The following is an 18,759-nucleotide window of genomic DNA, read 5'->3' on the forward strand; positions in this document are numbered from 1 at the left end:
GTACGCCACAGATCCTGCGGTGTACAGTGACGAGGAATTTTCAAAGAAAGGTCAACCCGAATGTCACAGACAGGAAGGGCGAAAACCAAAGCGCAGGACGCAGGCTGGCGAGGCTCCGTCGATGGTTGGCTGGATGCCGCCTACGACGCTCTTAAAGAGTCGGGTGTGGATGCTGTGCGGGTGATGCCGCTGGCCAAGCGCCTGAATTTGTCTCGTACCAGCTTCTACTGGTTCTATGAAGATCGGGAACAGTTGCTCGCGGCACTCCTGGCTCGATGGCGGGACAAGAACACCGGCGGTATGGTCAGCCAATGTGAGAGTTACGCCGAAAGTATTTCTGAAGCGATTCTCAACGTCTTCGAGTGCTGGCTGAACCCTGAGTTGTTTGACTCGCAGTTCGAATTTGCCGTGCGCAGTTGGGCGCTGCAATCGGACGAGGTCAAAGCTGAAATCGCTTTAGCCGATGAAGCGCGGATGAATGCCCTGGCCGCGATGTTCCGACGGTTTGGTTACGACGTCGAGGGGGCTGACGTTCGGGCCAGGACGATCTACCTCACACAGATCGGCTACATCTCGATGAAAACCGATGAAGATATTGTCGTGCGATTTCGACGGATTCCTCAGTACGTGAGCGTGTTTACCGGCAAAGTACCGAAGAGGCGCGAGCTGGACCGCTTTTATGGAAAGTTCGGCTACGCAGAAAAAGAGCCGGGCGTTTTCGTCCCCTTGGTCGATACATTCGAGGAGTCTCCTGCCGATGGAGAATAGAACCCTGGGCATCATTGGGGGCACCGGCTGGCTCGGGCGCGCAATCGCACAGGCGCTGCTCGATAGCGGGTTCATCGAGCCTGACCGCTTGTTGATCTCGAACCGCTCCGGCGTCAGTACTTTTGAGCCAGGCGTGAGGCTGCTGGCCGACAACCAGCAGTTGGTGGACCTCAGCGATATTGTCGTGCTGTCCATCCGGCCGGAGCAGTTTCGCGAACTGCTGATCAATGCCCGCGGCAAGCTAGTGATTTCTCTGATGGCCGGAGTTCCGGCGGCAGCCATCAGCGCGGCCACCGGTGCGGATGTAATAGTGCGGGCCATGCCGAATGCGGCCGTGGAAATCAGGCAGTCGTTCACGCCTTGGTACTTCGCCGGAAACCTTGTTGAACGCGACCGCCAGTGGGTGCAGCGACTCTTCGAGTGCGTAGGTTCGGCGGACGAAGTGCCTGATGAAGACTGTATTGATTACCTCAGCGCGTTGTCCGGGACTGGGCCGGCCTTCCCGGCGATGTTGCAAATGGCACTGACTAATCAGGCGGTGGCTGCGGGAATTCCCCTTGCCATCGCGCAGCGCGCTGCACAAGGCGTAGTGGTGGGGGGAGGCCAGATGCTTGCCAGCCGCGATCCGCGGCAAATGATTGAGTCGTTGATGGCTTACCGTGGCGTGACGGCGGCAGCGCTGCAGTCGATGGCCGATCAGAACATCGAGTCCATTGTGGGGCAGGCAGTAAAGGCAGGCGCTGAGGTTGCGCGGCGGGGAATGTAGCCAGGGCAGGGGATATACAGTGAAGGCCCGCTGAAGGGCCTTCACCGTAAAAGGCGTCATCGGTTGCGATTATTCGGCCTTGAAGCAGTAGACAGCCAGTTTGTTGCCATCAAGGTCCCGAGCGTAAGCGGCATAGGCATTTTCAGCCCAGCTACGCGAACCCGGTTGGCCTTCACAGATGCCACCCGCCGCGAGTGCGGTTTCGTGGAATGCATGTACCGCAGCGCGATTAGGCGCTTCGAAGCTCACAGTCACGCCATTGCCAACGTTGGCCGGATTGCCGTTGGCGGGTTTGAGCACGAAGAACGACGGTTTATCCACGCCCCAGATGGAGCCGGATTCATCAAGGTCGGCAACACGGTTGAGGCCAATTTCTTTGAGAACGCCATCATAGAAGGTCCGTGCTTTGGCAAGGTCATTGGTACCGACAGTGACATGGGTAAAAACAGACATTTTGATTTCCTTTGGGTTGTGATGCGGGTGTGAGCGCTGGCCGATTTCACGGCAGTGCCTTGGTCAGAAATGAATGACGGTGCGAATGCTTTGCCCGGCATGCATCAATTCGAAAGCCTTGTTGATGTCTGAAAGGCCAAGGTTATGAGTGATGAAGGTTTCCAGCGGAATTTCGCCGGTGCTCGCTTTCTCGACGTAGCTGGGAAGCTCCGTGCGGCCCTTGACTCCACCAAACGCGCTGCCCCGCCAGACGCGCCCGGTTACCAGTTGGAAAGGGCGGGTACTGATTTCCTGGCCCGCACCGGCAACACCGATAATGATCGATTCACCCCAGCCCTTGTGGCAGCACTCCAGAGCAGCTCGCATCAATTTGACGTTGCCGACACATTCAAACGAATAGTCCACGCCACCGTCGGTGAGCTCGACAATCACGTCCTGGATGGGCTTGTCATAGTCCATGGGATTTATGAAGTCGGTCGCGCCGAGCGATAGGGCGACGTCCCGCTTGGCCGGGTTGATATCAATGGCGATGACTCGCCCGGCGTTGGCCATTTTCGCGCCGATGATGGCCGCCAGCCCGATCCCGCCGAGCCCGAATATCGCAACGCTTGCCCCGGCCTCGACCTTGGCAGTATTGAGTACGGCACCTATGCCTGTGGTCACGCCACAGCCCAGCAGGCAAACCTGTTCTAGCGGCGCATCTTTGGGGATTTTGGCCAGGGAGATCTCAGGCAGTACTGTGTACTCGGAGAAGGTCGAGCAGCCCATGTAATGGAACACCGGCTGACCCTGAAAGGAGAAGCGCGATGTTCCGTCAGGCATCAGGCCCTTGCCCTGCGTCGCTCTGACTGCCTGGCACAGGTTGGTCTTGCCCGACAGACAGAATTTGCATTGCCGACACTCGGCCGTGTACAGCGGAATCACATGATCGCCGACCGACAATGACGTCACGCCTTCGCCGATCGACTCGACAATCCCGCCACCCTCATGACCCAGCACGGCAGGAAAGATCCCCTCGGGATCGTCGCCCGACAGAGTAAAAGCATCTGTGTGGCAGACTCCAGTTGCCACGATTCGTACCCGTACTTCGCCAGCCTTGGGCGGTGCGACATCGATGTCCACCAGCTGTAACGGCTGTCCTGGGCCGAAAGCGACTGCCGCCTTCGATTTGATGGTCACTGCTGACATGGTTTCCCTCTTGTTCATGGCGAGCCTCCGTTCCAACAGGAATGGAGGTTCGGATTCAGATTTCTTTCACCAGGCGCAAAGCGTCGTAGATGGCCGCGTGGGTGTTGCGAGCAGACACGGCGTCGCCGATCCGGAACAGCTGGAAGCGTCCTTCGGGATTGGTGACGATGTTCTGTGCCGTGCCGGCGATCAGGTCATGCTGTTCTACCGCGCCGCCATTGGTGGAGAGAGGACGCAGGTCGAAGTACAAGTCATCCAGGGGAAGGGTGCCGTGGTTGACGACTACCTGATCGACCACGCGCTGCTTGTGGACCTGTCCGTAATCGCTGCCGAAGGTTGCAACGAGCCCGCCATCACGTTTTTCTACTGTATCGACCCGGTAGGTGACGGTGAAGGTGACGTCCAGGTCCTGCAGGCTGCGCATGTAGGGCACCAGGTTCATGGCCATGACTTCAGGTGCAAACGAGCGGTCAGGGGTCACGATTTCTACTTTCGCGCCGCTATTGGCGATGACTTCGGCTGCCTGTAGAGCAGCATGATCCCCCGCATCGTCAAAGATCAGCACGTTGCGACCGGGCTTGATGTCACCGGATATGATGTCCCAGGTTGAAACCACGAGTTCGTTGCCCTTGCGGAGCACCTCGGTATCCGGCAGGCCGCCGGTCGCAACGATGACCACGTCAGGCTCGAAGGCTTGCACGGTGTCGGCTTCGGCCCAGGTATTGAAGTGAAACTTCACCCCCAGCCGTTCGCATTGCGCCATGCGCCAATCAATGATGCTGATCATCTCGCGACGACGTTCGCTCAGCGCAGTCAGACGAATCTGCCCGCCGGGTTGGTCAGCCGCCTCAAGCACCGTCACGTCATGGCCGCGCTCACCGGCAACCCGCGCCGCTTCCAGCCCGGCAGGGCCGGTGCCGACCACCAGCACCTTGCGCTTGACGGCGGCTTTGGGAATGTCGTGAGGCATGGTGGTTTCCCGCCCCGTCGCTGCGTTGTGGATGCAGTAGGCCGCGCCACCCTGGTAGATGCGATCCAGACAATAGTTGGCGCCCACGCACGGGCGAATGTCTTCTTCGCGCTTCTCGATGATTTTGCGCACGATGTGCGGATCGGTCATGTGCGCGCGGGTCATGCCCACCATGTCCACTTTGCCCGAGGCGATCGCGTAGCGCGCCGTGGCCACGTCGGGAATCTTCGCCGCGTGGAAGGTCGGGAAGCCTGTTGCCGAACGGATCTCGCCAGCGAAGTCGAGGTGGGGTGAGTTGCGCATACCCTGAATCGGGATGACATCGGTCAGGCCGGCGTCCGTATCGATGTGGCCGCGTACCACGTTCAGGAAGTCGACCAGTCCACTGTCCTTGAGCATGTGGGATATCTGCATACCCTCGCTGGCATTGAAGCCACCGGGCAGTTCTTCATCACCGGTGTAGCGAACCCCGAGCAGAAAATCTTCGCCGACCCGTTGGCGGATGCCACGCAAGATGTCGAAGGTAAAGCGCATGCGGTTTTCCAGCGAGCCACCGTAAGGGCCGTCGAGGTCATTGGTCAACGGCGACCAAAACTGGTCCATCAAATGCCCGTAAGCCTGAAGCTCCAGACCATCGAGCCCTGCCGCCTTCATGCGTTCCGCCGCGTCTACATAGTCCTTGATGATCCGCTCGATGTCCCATTCCTCCATTTTCTTCGGGAAGGAGCGGTGTGAAGCCTCGCGACGGTGTGACGGCGACACCACCGGCAACCAGTCGGCCTTGTCCCAGCGGGTGCGACGGCCCAGGTGAGTCAACTGGATCATCACTGCCGCGCCATGTTCGTGGCATTCATCGGTCAGGTCCTTCAACCATCCGACCACTTCGTCCTTGTAGGCCAACACATTGTTGAACACCGGCGGGCTGTCTCGGGAGACGGCAGCGGAACCGGCGGTCATGGTCAGGGCGACACCGGCCTTTGCGCGCTCCACGTGGTAGGCGCGGTAGAGATCCTTGGGCATGCCGTCCACAGGGTAGGCCGGTTCATGGGAGGTGGTCATGATCCGGTTTCTGAGGGTCAGATTCTTGATTTTATAGGGTTGCAGCAAGGGATCGCTGGACATCGTGGTGCGCTCCAAAGTGGGCTTCATCAGGCTTGGTGACTTGAAATTAGGATAAATGTACACCTGTGTCAATGGTTGGTGACACAGGTGTACATTTTGCTTGCGCAACAAAAAATCCAGGATTAACATCCGTCAAAACAAGGACTGAACTGGCTCATCCACGCCTGTCATCCATTGCATCGATTGATGAGTGCCCGAGGAAATTATGAAAGTGCTCGTAGCGGTAAAACGCGCCATCGACCCGAACGTGAAAGTTCGTGTTAAAGGTGATGGTTCAGGCGTCGACCTGAATGGCGTAAAAATGGCCTTGAACCCTTTCTGCGAGATCGCAGTGGAAGAAGCTATTCGCCTTAAGGAAAAAGGCGTGGTTTGCGAGGTGGTGGTCGTTTCAGTTGGCACTTCTGCTGCGCAAGAACAATTACGCACGGCATTAGCGCTTGGCGCGGATCGAGCACTCCTGGTCGAAACGAGCGCGATGCTCGAGCCGCTCAACGTGGCCAAATACCTAAGCAAAGTGATCGATAACGAAAAGCCGCAATTGATCCTTTTTGGTAAACAGGCTATCGACCAGGAGAACAACCAGACCGGGCAGATGGTTGCGCAATTAATAGGTAGTGGTCAGGCCACCTTTGCCTCGGCCATCCGCTATGCCGATGGCCGATGGGTTGTTGAACGTGAAGTCGATGGTGGCAGCCAGGTTGTGGCCCTTACGGCACCCGCAGTTGTTACCTGTGATCTGCGCCTTAATGAACCGCGCTATGCCTCGTTGCCGAACATCATGAAAGCCAAGAAAAAACCTCTTGAGGTGATTGCCGCTGATGACTTGGGCGCGAACGTGAGGGAGCACACCCGGCTGCTCAAGGTGACGCCACCTCCTGTGCGAAAAGCAGGTATCAACGTCAGTTCGGTATCTGAGTTGGTGGAAAAACTGAGAAACGTGGCGGGGTTAATTTGATGCGCACATTGGTTATAGCCGAGCACACAGGGAGTCAACTCACGGCAGGTACGTTGAGTGCAATTACTGCTGCTATCGATCTGGGCTTCGAAACGGATTTGCTTGTGATGGGCGGGCCAGAGTTGTCAGCCGTTGCGGAACACGCCGCGCTTACCAAGGGCCTGCATCGAGTGCTGCTCGCGCAGGATGAGATGTTCGAGAAGACTCTGGCCGAAAATGTACAACCACTGATCACTTCGCTAGTGGGCGACATTTATACCCATGTACTGGCCGATGCGAGCAGCATGGGTCGCAATGTGTTGCCACGGGTAGCGGCCAGCCTGGATGTCGGCATGCTTTCGGACGTCATCAAAGTTGTGTCGGCAGACACCTTCGAGCGGCCCATTTATGCGGGCAACGCGATCGCCACCGTTCAATCCATCGATTCAGTCAAGTTGCTCACCGTCCGCGCCTCGGCTTTTGCCCAAGCCTCGTCCCATCAGGATCGCTGCGATGTCATCGCCGTTGATGGAGGGCAGAACGCAAACACTGTTCGCTTTGTAAGCGAACAACTGACGGTTAGCGAAAGGCCTGACCTGTCGAGCGCTCGTGTCGTCGTTTCCGGTGGCCGCGGGATGCAGAGCAAAGCGAATTTTGCATTGATCGAACGTGTGGCAGACAAACTCGGTGGCGCCGTAGGCGCATCACGCGCTGCCGTGGACGCAGGTTTTGCCCCCAACGACTTGCAAGTCGGGCAGACGGGGAAAATAGTGGCGCCGGATCTGTATATCGCCGCTGGTATCAGTGGCGCCATTCAACACCTGGCGGGTATGAGTGGATCAAAGGTAATCGTCGCGATCAACCAGGACGCTGAGGCGCCAATCGCCCAAGTTGCAGATTACATGTTGGTTGCGGATTTGTTTGAGGCATTACCGGCGCTCGAAAAGGCATTGTGAGTGAGTTGATAATGATTCCATGGCAGAGCAATGAGCTAAATTTCATATTTGAAGATTTAATATTAGCTTCGCACTTTTATGAGGGAAGTTGATGCTTCTGCTGTCCTGCCAATAACTATTAATACAGCACGCGGAGATGCACATGATTACGTTATCCAGTAAAACTTGTACCGGCTGGCTTGCAGGTTTGGTTATGATCTCCAGCAGCCTGATTGCTCAAGCCGAGGAGCCCGCGCCTATCCGTATTGGTTGGGTGAATTGGTCGGATACGGAAATTGCTGTAAAGCTGGCGGACACGGCGCTGCGAGACCACCTGAAGCAACCGGTCAAATTGATTCTTGCCGATATTGGTATTCAGTTCCAGGCTCTGGCTAACGGTAATATCGACCTGATTCCTATGGTTTGGCTGCCAAGCACTCACAAGTCTTTTTATGACAAATACCGCGACAAACTCGAAGACTTGGGTGTGCTTTATGAAGGTCGGATTGGCATGGCGGTGCCTACTTCTATTCCTGTCAGTGAAATCGCCAGTGTCGAAGACCTCAACAAGCCAGAGGTAAGGGAAAAACTCGGCGGCAAGATTCTGACTTCCGAAGTGGGTAATGGTCAGTACAAACTTACGGAAAAGGCCATTAAAGAATATCGTCTTGATGGTTATAAGATGGTCGCTTCGTCAGAATCTGGAATGTTGAGTGAGTTGGATCGTAATCTGAAACGTGACAAGTGGTCTTTGATTAACGCATGGAGCCCGCACTGGATGTTCTCCAAGTGGTCACTGCGATATTTGGATGATCCGAAGCAGATTTTCGGAGGCTCTGAGCAAATCCACGCGGTTGCCCGCAAAGGTTTTAGTGCAGAACATCCCGATGTTGCTCGATTCTTCGCCAACTTCAAAATTCCTAAAGCTGACCTTGAGAAAATGATGGCTACTGCGCGTGATAGCTCGGCAGATAAGGTAGTTGCAGAATACTACGCAGCCAACAAGCCCCGCTTTGCAGCAATGTTTGACAGCACAACCGCTGCAACAACAGCGGGCCAGTGACGACTGCCACTGTTTTGTCACTATTTTGCAGTTCGATGCCCTTTGCAGTGAGTGAAGGGTGTTGAATGTTTATCTTCGGGTCGGGTTTTTATAGGAGGCGAGATTAAAGAGGGCGCCACCGTGCCTTCTAGATCTTCTGCCTAATTGATTTTTTGGAAAGGAGAGCATACGTGACAGAGTTATTTGATATTCGTCTGGCTAGCAAACAAACAGCTTTCACTGAAATTCCAGTCATAGATATATCGTCGCTCATAAACGGCGAAAATCCACTGAAGGTGGCAAGCCAAATAGGTGATGCCTGCGAAAAGGTGGGTTTTTTTTATATAAAAAACCATGGCATTGACCAGCAGTTGATAGATGAAATGTATGCGCTCACCAAAAGCTTTTTCAAGCTTCCTTTTGATGAGAAGAACAAGCTTAATGTCGTAAATTCCGGGCCCACGCTACGTGGTTATATACCGATGTACGCGGAAAACGTCGATCCTGCTAATACCCGCGATTTCAAAGAATGTTTTGATTGCGGAGCTCATTACGATGAGGTCTCTCCATTTTTTGGTCCTAATCAAATGCCGTCGGCACTGCCGCAATTTGAGAAGGTCGCCGAGGATTACCATTCCTCTGTATTGGCACTCGCGCGAATGCTTATTGGCGGGATCGCGCTGAGCTTGGGTCTACCACAAGATTACTTTGAACATCTTCAACGTAAGCCCATCACTATCCAACGAATTTTGCATTACCCGCCCCAGATCGGAAGGGTCTCCCAAGAGGAGATCGGCATTGGCGCACACACGGACTATGGTTTCTTGACGGTCCTGTCCCAAGATGCAGTTGGCGGTTTGCAAGTCAGGAACCGTGCAGGGGAATGGGTTACTGCACCACCCGTTGAAGGCACTTTTATTGTCAACATTGGTGATCTGGTTCAAACCCTTACCAACGATCGCTACACCTCGACAATGCATCGCGTCATAAACACTAGCGGTCTAGAGCGCTATTCAATACCTTTCTTTATTGATTTGGATTTCGATGCGGTGGTTGAACCTGTGCCAACCTGCGTGAGTGAGGCTCTACCCGCGAAGTATGAAGCGTACACGTGTGGCCAGCACAAATTTAAGCGATTCGTTGATAGCTATGCGCATTTGAAAGGCGAATAGGGAGTTTTCAATGTGCATCCTATACATGGCCGACCCCGCCGATGCGCAGAAATGGCGAGATGGCTGTCAACGCTCGCCCCTCAACTAGAGTTCCGCCAATGGCCTGATATCGGTAACCCGGCAGAGGTGCACTACATCCTGGCTTGGGAGCCTCTTGCCAGCCTTGCGGAACAGTTTGGGAATCTTCGACTCCTCTATGCTGCCGGGGCTGGAGTTGATCAGTTCGATTTGGCCCGTTTACCTGCTCACGTGTCGCTCATACGGCTGGTGGATTTTCACCGTGCCCTGCAGAAGGACGGTGCGATAGCGCCAGCCTTTTTTGCTGCCGATAGAATCGTCTACACACCACGTCGCGGAGCCTCTATACCGTTATTGGCGGAGAAGAGGGGAGTAAGCTGTGATGATCCTTCGTCAGGTGCGTTTTAATGGACATCGTTCACTCGATGCAGGTTTTCGTCAGCGTCATGGAAACCGGCAGTTTCACCAAGGCAGCACAGGCCTTACACCTTCACCGGCCTGCTGTTTCCAAAACGATTCAGCTTTTGGAGCTGCAACTGGGAGGGCGATTGCTTAATCGAACAACTCGCCAGGTGAGCTTCACCCCTGAGGGTGAAGTGTTCTACAACCGGTGCAAAGCCATCTTGGCTGAGGTCGATGAGACCATGGCGTCATTCGGTAGTCGTCCAGCACGTCTCACTGGAAAGCTGCGTGTAGATATGCCAGTCGCCCTGGGGAAGCTGCTTATTATCCCGTCCCTGATGGAGTTTCAAAGCCAATATCCAGGTATCGAATTGACCCTTGGCACGAGTGACAAGCCCATCGACATGATCGCAGAGGGAGTGGATTGTGTCGTGCGGTTGGGGGCCCTCGAAGACTCAAGCATGATCGCTACCGGCATAGGTTTTCTACCGATGGTGACATGTGCTGCGCCGGCCTACCTTGAGCGCTTTGGAGAGCCCCGCACATTAGCCGACCTGGACACCCATCAAGCCGTCAATTATTTCTCCGGAACCCATCCACGGCCAATCGAATGGATCTTCGTCGTGGACGGGCAGGTGAAGACCATGCGCCTTAATTCGGGAATCAACGTGAATGATAGCGAAGCGTTCGTTGCGTCGGCACTAGCCGGGTTTGGACTGCTTCAAGCGCTTGAGTTAACGGTGCGAGAGCATCTAAAAGACGGTTCGCTTGTTCGAGTGCTGGGCGGTTACCCGGTACCTTCCAAGCGGGTCTCTATTCTCTACCCCCACCGAGACCTATTGCCGCCAAAGGTCGAGGTCTTTGTGCAATGGCTGAAGGCTTTGATGGCCACACATAACCTGGCCTAGACCGGATTGTTATTTTTGGGATAACAGTCTGTGTCTCTGGCCGGTCTTCTGGGGGGGGCAGTGAAGGATTACCTTTGACGCTTTCCAGATACCGGGAGTTTACCCATGTCAAAAGTCGTCCGTTTCCACCGCATTGGTGGCCCAGAAGTGCTGCAGATCGATGAAGTCGATGTGCGTGAACCCGACGCCGGAGAGGTTCGAATCAAGGTGAAAGCTTTGGGGCTGAACCGCGCCGAGGCGATGTACCGTTCCGGCCAATACGGGTTCGTTCCTGAAATGCCTGCTGTCTTGGGTTATGAAGCAGCTGGCACCGTTGAAAGCATCGGAGAAGGCGTGACTGAGTATGCTGTAGGCGATGAAGTCAACGTAATCCCCGCGTTTTCCTTTGCTGATTACGGCATGTACGGCGAACTGGTCATCGCTCCTCTACACGCTGTTGTAAAGCAGCCTGCTGGTATGACGGCGGTCGAGGGAGCAGCAACCTGGATGCAGTTTGTTACGGCATACGGTGCCCTTATCGACATTGGAAAACTCCAAAAAGGCGAAACTGTACTGATCCGCGCAGCCTCCAGTAGCGTCGGTTTAGCCGCCATTCAGATCGCAAATCTGGTGGGTGCGGTGCCTGTTGCGCTCACCCGTACAAGTAAGAAACGACAGGCTCTCCTGGATGCCGGGGCTGCCTACGTGATCGCAACTCAAGAGCAGGATCTGGTCACTGAAGTTAACCGCATTACTGACGGAAAGGGTGCTCGTATGGCGTTCGACCCGGTCGGAGGAACTGAGGTAGCAAACATTCTTCGCTCGCTGTCTACCCGGGGTATTTTCTTCCAGTACGGCGCTCTTGAAACCGGTGATATGAGCATTCCGGTATGGGAAGTACTCGGCAAGAACCTGACTATTCGCGGATATCAGCTATTTGAGGTCACCCAAGAGCCTGAGCGCCTGAGTCGGGCCAAAGCCTTCATCACCAAGGGGCTTGAGGCTGGTGCATTGCATCCGCTGATCGCCAGAACGTTCCCGCTAGCCCAGATTGTTGAGGCTCATCAGTACATGGAATCCAACACCCAAATCGGCAAAATCGTTATCGAAGTTTGACGCAACAATCGGTAAAAAAACGGGGATGCTCACCTCTCGTTGTCCTGAAGCGTTGGCGATTCCCAAGCACTCAACAGTTCAACAGGATCGGCTCCGTCACTGTGGCGTAACCCAAGTGTTCCGACTCAGCCATCAGGCGATCTGCAGTACTCGTGGCTAGGGTGTCCCAGTCATTGAAGAGTGTGAGCTGCCAGCCATCAATCTCTACGAGTAGGCTGCATTCGGGGTATTGTGGATAGGCGCCCAACCACGGTTGGGCGCCATTTGACTCAGCCAGTGTGGTGACTCTCGGCAAGGCCATAGACGGATGTGTCGATGCCTTCGAAGCGCGCTTTTATCTGCAGCGCCAGATACAGCGAATAATGCCGTGACTGATGCAGGTTGCCACCGTGGAACCAGAGGTTTTCCTGCTGTGTTGGCTTCCACATGTTCCGCAGTTCGCCCTCGTACGGGCCAGGATCATTCGTGGTTCCAGAACCCAAGCCCCAGCAGCGGCCGACCTTGTCAGCTACTTCCTGGGAAATCAGCTTCGCTGCCCAACCATTCATTGAGCCATAGCCCGTGGCGTAGACAATCAGATCTGCCGGTAGTCGGCTGCCATCGTTGAGTACGACGGCATCTGCTTCGATGCGTTCGACACCCAGGCCAGGCGCGCTCTTGAGCCTGATCGTGCCGTTAGCGATCAGTTCGCAGGCGCCGACGTCGATGTAGTAACCAGAACCACGGCGTACATACTTCATGAAAAGGCCAGATTCATCGTCACCGAAATCTAGCATGAAGCCGGCCTTGGCCAAGCGCTCGTAGAAGTCCTTGTCGCGCTCCTTGATCGCGTCAAATATGGGTTGATGAAAGCTTGGCATGACCTTGTAGGGGATTGAGGCGAACAGCATGTCAGCCTTGTCCGTGGTCAAACCCGTCTCCAGGGCGTCTTCTGAGTAGAGCCCGCCGAAGACGAGATCCATTAAACTGTCGGAGCGCACGATGTGGGTGCTGGAGCGTTGCACCATGGTCACCTCGGCGCCGTTCTCCACCAAGTCGGCGCAGATGTCGTGAGCCGAATTATTTGCGCCGATGACCACCGCGCGCTTGCCGCTCCAGGCGTCTCCGCCGGGATGGCGGCTGGAATGATGCTGCTGGCCATTGAAAACCTCGGCACCCGGATAACTGGGAATATTGGGTACGCCAGACATTCCGGTGGCGAGTATCAACTGGGTTGGCTGTAAAGTCACACGCTCCCCATCGCGCTGAACTTCAACCTTCCAGGTGCCACTTTGCTCGTCAAAGCTGGCGCTCACGCATTCCGTACGCGGCCAATAATTGAGCTCCATGACTTTGGTGTACATTTCCAGCCAGTCGCCAATCTGGTCTTTTGGGGTGAAGACTGGCCAGTGATCGGGGAAGGGCAGGTAAGGCATATGGTCGTACCAGACTGGGTCGTGCAGGCACAGCGACTTGTAGCGACCGCGCCACTGATCACCAGGACGCTCGGCCTTGTCGACGATCAGAGTTGGCACACCCATTCGCTTGAGCCGCGCAGCGAGCCCCAGCCCACCCTGGCCGCCACCCACGATCAGGCAGTAAGGTTGGGTGGTGATGCCTAGCGAAGCTTCCTCATCGCGACGGCGCTCTAACCAGTTGCGTTTGTCGGTGTTGGCGTGACCATGATTGGCACCCATTGGACGACGGCGGCCGCTGGGTTCTTCAAAGCCTTTGAGCTCGCGCATGGTCGTCAACAGCGTCCAGCACAGGCCCTCCTTTAGACGCACGTAGCCTTTACCTCGCGCCGCATCGGTTTCCACGCTGATCCAACCTTCGAGCACACCGTCATTCAGCGTCGCCTCACCTTCCAGTTTCCATCGCTCAGGACGAGTCTGGTCGAGGCGTGTTTCGAGCATGTCTCGGATGGCAGGCTTGCCTTCCAAGGTCACTAAGTTCCAGCTGAAAAGTAGTAGGTCACGCCAGTGACACTCTTCGGCAAACAGTTCCAGTACGCCGTCCACATCACGTTGGGCGAGACGCTCGCCGAGGTTTTCGATCCAAGCAGCGAGCTGAGCAGTTGGCGTGTGCAGAGGCGTTTCGACAGCGATGTTCATGGGGCTTCTCCAGATCTTGTTGTTTTTGTACAACTTGCTCCAGAGCAAGGCTCGGGCCACCTTCGCGAAAGCCCCATTGCAGAGCTGCTGCGGCAGTATTGCTCAGGCTTGGGTTCACCTCTCTGTCACGATTCTGGAAAGGGTGGATGACAGAGTGTCACTCGGTGCAAAAAGCGCTCGTTGCGATCTTTTCATATAAGCTGCGAACAGACCCGTGTCCTAACCGTAACGGAGAACAAGAACAATGAAGCCGGCCTTGATCAACGCCCATGCACAACAAGTGCTGCAAGCCGTGCAGGACACTCACGCCAGCCATGGCCCTATTGTTGACCGTGCCATCACACGATCTTGGCGTCGGTGCCTGGATCAGTATCAGCTCGATCCTGCCAGTCGCCGCGCACCGAACGTGGTTGAGCATCCACGCTTGCAGGATCACCGCGCGCCACTGGAACACATCATCGCTGTGGCGCACTGGCAGATGAGCAACCTGCACCAACAACTCGGACGTGATGGTCACGTGGTGCTACTCACCGATGCTCGCGGTGTGGCGATCGACAGTGTGTTTAACGAATCCGAACGAGCCGAATTTCAGCGTTCCGGGCTGTGGCTCGGCTCTGTATGGAGTGAAGATTGCGAAGGCACCAACGGTGTCGGCACCTGCTTGGTCGAGCGAGCGGACGTAACCATCCGTCGTGATGAGCATTTCCGTGGCAAGCACGTCGGTCTTACCTGTTCGGCGAGCCCGATATTTGATGCGAGTGGAGAGTTGCTAGCCGTGCTCAACCTCTCTTCTGTAAGGGACGACCACAGCCTTCAGCAACACTTCCAGGCCATGGCATTGACCAACCTATCGGCCAAGTTAATAGAGAGCTGTTTTTTCTTGGGGCATGATCCACAGCGTTATTTGCTGCGCTTCCACCCTGAGGCAGGCTTCGTTGGACTGTTGGGTGAAGGTCTGCTCAGTTTCGACGAGAGTGCCCGTATTTGCTCAGTCAATCATGCTGCACTGGATCTGTTGGGCCTCAGCCGTGATCAAGTGATCGGCCAGTCTCTAACAGCGTTGTTGGAAACACCTATTGAGCAGGTGATGAGCCAGGCCAGCGCTCAGCCGAGTGTCTGTTGGCCAGTGCGGCTGGTGGACGGACGCCAGTTCTATGGGCAGCTGCGAGAACCCGCGCACCAGGCGCCTTTAGTCATTCCCGCGACCTCCAAAATCAACGATGTGCACGTGTGCTTGGAGGACCCACGCCTGCAACGCGGCTTTGCTCGCGCATTACGTGTTTTGGAGCGTGACGTTCCGGTGTTTTTACAGGGCGAAACCGGTACTGGCAAAGAAGCTTTTGCTGCGGCGCTGCACCGCGCCAGCTCCCGAGCGACCCAGCCGTTTGTGGCGATCAATTGCGCAGCCATTCCAGAAGCGCTTATCGAAAGCGAGCTGTTCGGCTATCGCGGGGGCAGCTTCACCGGTGCACGTAAAGACGGGATGATCGGTAAGCTGGAACAGGCCCACGGCGGCATACTATTTCTTGATGAGATCGCCGATATGCCTCTGGCTTTACAGACTCGCCTGCTACGCGTGTTGGAGGAGCGTCAGGTGGTGCCCTTAGGCGGCGCGACGGCACGTCCGCTCGATGTTCGCCTCATCAGTGCCAGCCACCAGGATCTGCACGCCTGTGTGGCCGAAGGGCGCTTGCGCGAGGATCTGTTCTACCGCGTTGCCGGATTCGCCGTGCAGCTCCCACCGCTGCGTGAACGATCAGACAAGGGGCGTTTGCTCGACCTATTGCTGCGCGAGGAGGCAGCAGGGGTCAGGATTCGGCTAGAGGCGGGCGTCAGAGAGCGCCTGCTGACGCAGCCTTGGCCGGGCAATGTCCGGCAGTTGCGTACGTGCCTGCGCACACTGGTAGCGTTGGCATTGGAGGGGCGTGTCACCCTTGACGATTTGGCGGAGTTGCTGCCGGCAGTGCCAGCGACAGTTGCGCTGGCTGAAAATCCGCTAGGCGTATCCGAGCGGCAGACACTGCTCACATTGATTGAGGCGGAACATTGGCATATCGCCCATGTTGCCGCTCGCCTGGGGATCAGCCGCAATACGCTCTATCGCAAACTGCGTCATCACGGTATTTCACGACCCGGTTGAATGCAGAATGACATCGTCGCGTTTCCTGCCTCTGTGGACTTGGACTGAGAGGCTCTGTTCCGCATGCTCAGGACTTGTTATAGCGTGATGGATGAAGCTCAGTGTGCACAAGCAGGTCCAAGTTTGGTCGCGGCGCCGTGAAGTACTTTATCGCTTTGCTCATCTGGCGGATTTCAGTAATTTTTCACCTTGCAAAAATGTGCGGCCCGATGAGTTTGACGTGCTTTATTTCGACAGCAGCAGAAAGTAGATACTCATCGTTCCCAAAATCATCGCCAGTGAAAATATTGAGCCTGAAAAGTACTCGTTGTTGAAATACGTGCCGGTACCTTGGAAATGTCAGTGCGCTGCGTTGGGCCTCTTGGTTTTTACTTAACCCATTGCGCATCGCAAGCGTCCTGCTGACTCGATGCAACGAATGCCACGTCATGACCTCATATAAAAACGAGCGGCGCCTTTGGTGGAGAGGGGCGAGTGCGGTTTTTTCATTACAGAGGTGATTGTTTCCATGACGGCAGCTGAGAAAAATCATGTCGACTGGCTGGTCGAACAATCGATGCTTCATGCCGCAAAACAGCGGCCCAAGCTCTATTCGGGACAAGGTCGATTGTGGCAACAGCCTTACGCCCATACCCGGCCCCGTGATGCTTCGGCCCTGGCGTCGGTGTGGTTCACCGCTTACCCGGCGTCCATTGTCACTCGCGAAGACGGCAGCGTACTGGAAGCCCTGGGGGATGAAACCTTATGGCACGCGTTGTCGAGAATCGGTATCCAGGGCATCCACAATGGCCCGTTGAAAAAGTCTGGCGGCCTTTCGGGCACGGAACACACGCCGACGATTGACGGCAACTTTGACCGCATCAGTTTCGATATCGACCCGCAATTGGGCACCGAGGCTCAGCTTCAGGCGCTGGTGCGCATGGCCGCCGCGCACAATGCGGTCATCATCGACGATGTAATCCCGTCGCACACCGGCAAAGGCGCGGATTTTCGCCTTGCCGAGATGGCGTATGAAGACTATCCGGGGCTCTACCATATGGTGGAGATCCGCGAAGAAGACTGGCCGCTACTGCCCGACATTACCGAGGGACGCGATGCGCAGAACCTGACCCCGCAGCAGGTAGACGTTCTGCGAGACAAGCATTACATCGTCGGTCAGTTGCAACGGGTCATCTTCTTCGAGCCAGGGGTCAAGGAAACCGATTGGAGTGCGACACCGATCGTGATGGGGGTCGACGGCAAGCCGCGACGTTGGGTTTACCTGCATTACTTCAAGGAGGGGCAACCATCGCTGAACTGGCTTGACCCGACTTTTGCCGCTCAGCAGATGATCATCGGAGATGCGCTACATGCCATCGACGTCATGGGGGCGAAAATCCTGCGTCTGGACGCCAACGGCTTCCTCGGCGTGGAACGCAAAATCGATGGCACCGCCTGGTCCGAGAGCCATCCGTTGTCGATCACTGGCAACCAACTGCTGGGCGGGGCGATTCGCAAGGCCGGTGGCTTCAGTTTCCAAGAGTTGAACCTGACGGTCGACGACATTGCCGCCATGTCCCACGGCGGCGCCGACCTGTCCTATGACTTCATCACCCGACCGGCCTACCAACACGCCTTACTGATGGGCGACACCGAATTTTTGCGCTTGATGCTGCGTCAGATGCACAACCTCGGCATCGATCCGGGCTCGCTGATCCATGCCTTGCAGAACCATGATGAATTGACCCTGGAACTGGTGCATTTCTGGACGCTGCACGCTCACGACACCTACCTCTATCAGGGCCAAACCTTTCCCGGCAACATCTTGCGCGAGCACATTCGCGAGCAGATGTATGAGCGCCTGGCGGGAGAACATGCTCCCTACAATCTGAAATTCGTCACCAATGGCGTGTCCTGCACCACCACCAGCATCATTACGGCGGCTCTGGGCATTCGTGACCTCGAGGCGATAACCTCTGCGGATATTCAGCAGATCCGCCAGGTCCATCTGTTGTTGGTGATGTACAACGCCATGCAACCCGGCGTGTTCGCATTGTCTGGCTGGGACCTGGTTGGCGCGTTGCCATTGCCTGCGGAACAAGTCGAGCATTTGATGGGCGACGGTGACACACGCTGGATTCATCGCGGTGCCTATGATCTGGTGGACCTCAACCCGCAGGCATCGATGTCGGCGGGGCGGATGCCACGTCCGAAGACTTTGTATGGCAGCCTGCCGAGCCAACTGAAGGATTCGGATTCGTTCGTCTCACAACTGCGTAAAATTCTTGCTGCGCGCCGCGCCTACGACATCGCCGCCAGTCGCCAGATCCTGGTGCCGGATGTCGAGCATCCAGGGTTGCTGATCATGGTCCATGAGCTGCCGGCCGGCAAAGGTACGCAAATCACCGCGCTGAACTTCGGCTCGACTCCGATCACCGAAACTCTGCATCTGCCCAATATCGCACCCGGGCCGGTGGTCGACATCATCAATGAACGGGTCGAAGGTGATCTTACGCCTGAGGGCGAGTTCACCATTACGCTGGATGCGTATGAGGGGTTGGCACTGCGGGTGGTGAGCAGCTCACAGCGGTGATTCGTTGTGGGTATTCCAGCTCATGTACAGCCCGATGGCGGGGTTGGGCGACTCTGTCACCGGGAGGATTCTGCGAAACAGGACCTTGTCGCGCATGATCGAGTTTGCGATGGACTCGGGCACCAGGGCCACGCCGAAACCGCAGGCCACCAGGCCGATCAAGGTGTGGATCTGCGCGGCT

Annotated in this window: 14 protein-coding genes and 1 pseudogene; 10 read left to right on the plus strand and 5 right to left on the minus strand. The window is 56.1% G+C overall.

The genetic code is table 11. The features are described from left to right. Positions 1-60: 60 nt before the first annotated feature. A complete protein-coding gene (locus tag QF010_RS00680; protein ID WP_033061698.1) occupies positions 61-768 on the plus strand; it encodes a TetR/AcrR family transcriptional regulator in 708 nt (235 codons plus the stop codon). Next, entirely contained in the window at positions 758-1,534 is a 777-nt protein-coding gene (locus QF010_RS00685; protein ID WP_033061699.1) for a pyrroline-5-carboxylate reductase family protein, read from the plus strand. Before QF010_RS00680 ends, QF010_RS00685 begins: the two co-directional genes overlap by 11 nt. Positions 1,535-1,603: 69 nt before the next feature. Here the strand turns inward: QF010_RS00685 and QF010_RS00690 are convergent, their stop codons facing one another. From QF010_RS00690 to QF010_RS00700, 3 genes are all read right to left on the minus strand, one after another. Next, positions 1,604-1,987, minus strand: a complete 384-nt coding sequence (locus tag QF010_RS00690; protein ID WP_033061700.1) for a VOC family protein — start codon at positions 1,985-1,987, stop codon at positions 1,604-1,606. A gap of 63 nt (positions 1,988-2,050) precedes the next feature. Beyond that, positions 2,051-3,175 (minus strand): S-(hydroxymethyl)glutathione dehydrogenase/class III alcohol dehydrogenase, encoded by a 1,125-nt coding sequence (locus QF010_RS00695; RefSeq protein ID WP_033061718.1) that lies wholly within the window; start codon positions 3,173-3,175, stop codon positions 2,051-2,053. A gap of 55 nt (positions 3,176-3,230) precedes the next feature. After that, the gene (locus QF010_RS00700; RefSeq protein WP_033061719.1) at positions 3,231-5,267 is read right to left on the minus strand and encodes an NADH:flavin oxidoreductase; all 2,037 of its coding nucleotides are present in this window, start codon (positions 5,265-5,267) and stop codon (positions 3,231-3,233) included. Between the two features lie 205 nt (positions 5,268-5,472). On the opposite strand from QF010_RS00700, the gene QF010_RS00705 reads away from it, so the two are divergent. The 6 genes from QF010_RS00705 (at position 5,473) to QF010_RS00730 (ending at position 11,773) form a co-directional block, all read left to right on the plus strand. Further along, positions 5,473-6,222, plus strand: a complete 750-nt coding sequence (locus QF010_RS00705) for an electron transfer flavoprotein subunit beta/FixA family protein (protein WP_033061701.1) — start codon at positions 5,473-5,475, stop codon at positions 6,220-6,222. Further along, on the plus strand, positions 6,222-7,157 hold the full coding sequence (locus QF010_RS00710; RefSeq protein ID WP_429532337.1) for an electron transfer flavoprotein subunit alpha/FixB family protein: 936 nt from the start codon (positions 6,222-6,224) through the stop codon (positions 7,155-7,157). Before QF010_RS00705 ends, QF010_RS00710 begins: the two co-directional genes overlap by 1 nt. Before the next feature lie 142 nt (positions 7,158-7,299). After that, complete coding sequence (locus QF010_RS00715; protein ID WP_033061703.1) at positions 7,300-8,199, plus strand: glycine betaine ABC transporter substrate-binding protein; 900 nt, start codon at positions 7,300-7,302, stop codon at positions 8,197-8,199. Positions 8,200-8,369: 170 nt separating this feature from the next. Continuing rightward, positions 8,370-9,350, plus strand: a complete 981-nt coding sequence (locus tag QF010_RS00720; protein ID WP_050482880.1) for an isopenicillin N synthase family dioxygenase — start codon at positions 8,370-8,372, stop codon at positions 9,348-9,350. A 425-nt stretch (positions 9,351-9,775) separates the two neighbouring features. Further along, a complete protein-coding gene (locus tag QF010_RS00725) occupies positions 9,776-10,678 on the plus strand; it encodes a LysR family transcriptional regulator (protein ID WP_429532338.1) in 903 nt (300 codons plus the stop codon). Between the two features lie 105 nt (positions 10,679-10,783). After that, positions 10,784-11,773, plus strand: a complete 990-nt coding sequence (locus tag QF010_RS00730) for a zinc-dependent alcohol dehydrogenase family protein (protein ID WP_429532339.1) — start codon at positions 10,784-10,786, stop codon at positions 11,771-11,773. Positions 11,774-12,042: 269 nt separating this feature from the next. On the opposite strand, the gene QF010_RS00735 is transcribed toward QF010_RS00730, so the two are convergent. After that, a complete protein-coding gene (locus QF010_RS00735; protein ID WP_429532340.1) occupies positions 12,043-13,866 on the minus strand; it encodes an NAD(P)/FAD-dependent oxidoreductase in 1,824 nt (607 codons plus the stop codon). Between the two features lie 244 nt (positions 13,867-14,110). Between QF010_RS00735 and QF010_RS00740 the strand changes: the two genes are divergently transcribed. Both QF010_RS00740 and treS read left to right on the plus strand, forming a co-directional pair. Further along, a complete protein-coding gene (locus QF010_RS00740) occupies positions 14,111-16,006 on the plus strand; it encodes a sigma-54-dependent Fis family transcriptional regulator (protein WP_429532341.1) in 1,896 nt (631 codons plus the stop codon). Positions 16,007-16,514: 508 nt separating this feature from the next. After that, positions 16,515-18,578, plus strand: coding sequence for a maltose alpha-D-glucosyltransferase (gene treS, locus QF010_RS00745; RefSeq protein ID WP_429532342.1), 2,064 nt, complete (start codon positions 16,515-16,517; stop codon positions 18,576-18,578). Here treS and QF010_RS00750 read toward each other — a convergent pair. Further along, positions 18,567-18,758 (minus strand): annotated as a pseudogene (locus tag QF010_RS00750) (LysR family transcriptional regulator); the annotation flags it as partial. The gene treS and the pseudogene QF010_RS00750 sit on opposite strands and share 12 nt — an antisense overlap. Between the last annotated feature and the right edge of the window lies 1 nt (position 18,759).

This window comes from Pseudomonas silensiensis (genome assembly GCF_050434865.1).
GTDB lineage: Bacteria > Pseudomonadota > Gammaproteobacteria > Pseudomonadales > Pseudomonadaceae > Aquipseudomonas > Aquipseudomonas fluorescens_W.

Bases quoted from the DNA above. Each gene is read 5' to 3' on its own strand.
- QF010_RS00680 (WP_033061698.1), top strand. From the start codon at position 61: ATGTCACAGACAGGAAGGGCGAAAACCAAAGCGCAGGACGCAGGCTGG.
- QF010_RS00685 (WP_033061699.1), top strand. From the start codon at position 758: ATGGAGAATAGAACCCTGGGCATCATTGGGGGCACCGGCTGGCTCGGG.
- QF010_RS00690 (WP_033061700.1), bottom strand. From the start codon at position 1,987: ATGTCTGTTTTTACCCATGTCACTGTCGGTACCAATGACCTTGCCAAA.
- QF010_RS00695 (WP_033061718.1), bottom strand. From the start codon at position 3,175: ATGTCAGCAGTGACCATCAAATCGAAGGCGGCAGTCGCTTTCGGCCCA.
- QF010_RS00700 (WP_033061719.1), bottom strand. From the start codon at position 5,267: ATGTCCAGCGATCCCTTGCTGCAACCCTATAAAATCAAGAATCTGACC.
- QF010_RS00705 (WP_033061701.1), top strand. From the start codon at position 5,473: ATGAAAGTGCTCGTAGCGGTAAAACGCGCCATCGACCCGAACGTGAAA.
- QF010_RS00710 (WP_429532337.1), top strand. From the start codon at position 6,222: ATGCGCACATTGGTTATAGCCGAGCACACAGGGAGTCAACTCACGGCA.
- QF010_RS00715 (WP_033061703.1), top strand. From the start codon at position 7,300: ATGATTACGTTATCCAGTAAAACTTGTACCGGCTGGCTTGCAGGTTTG.
- QF010_RS00725 (WP_429532338.1), top strand. From the start codon at position 9,776: ATGGACATCGTTCACTCGATGCAGGTTTTCGTCAGCGTCATGGAAACC.
- QF010_RS00730 (WP_429532339.1), top strand. From the start codon at position 10,784: ATGTCAAAAGTCGTCCGTTTCCACCGCATTGGTGGCCCAGAAGTGCTG.
- QF010_RS00735 (WP_429532340.1), bottom strand. From the start codon at position 13,866: ATGAACATCGCTGTCGAAACGCCTCTGCACACGCCAACTGCTCAGCTC.
- QF010_RS00740 (WP_429532341.1), top strand. From the start codon at position 14,111: ATGAAGCCGGCCTTGATCAACGCCCATGCACAACAAGTGCTGCAAGCC.
- treS (WP_429532342.1), top strand. From the start codon at position 16,515: ATGACGGCAGCTGAGAAAAATCATGTCGACTGGCTGGTCGAACAATCG.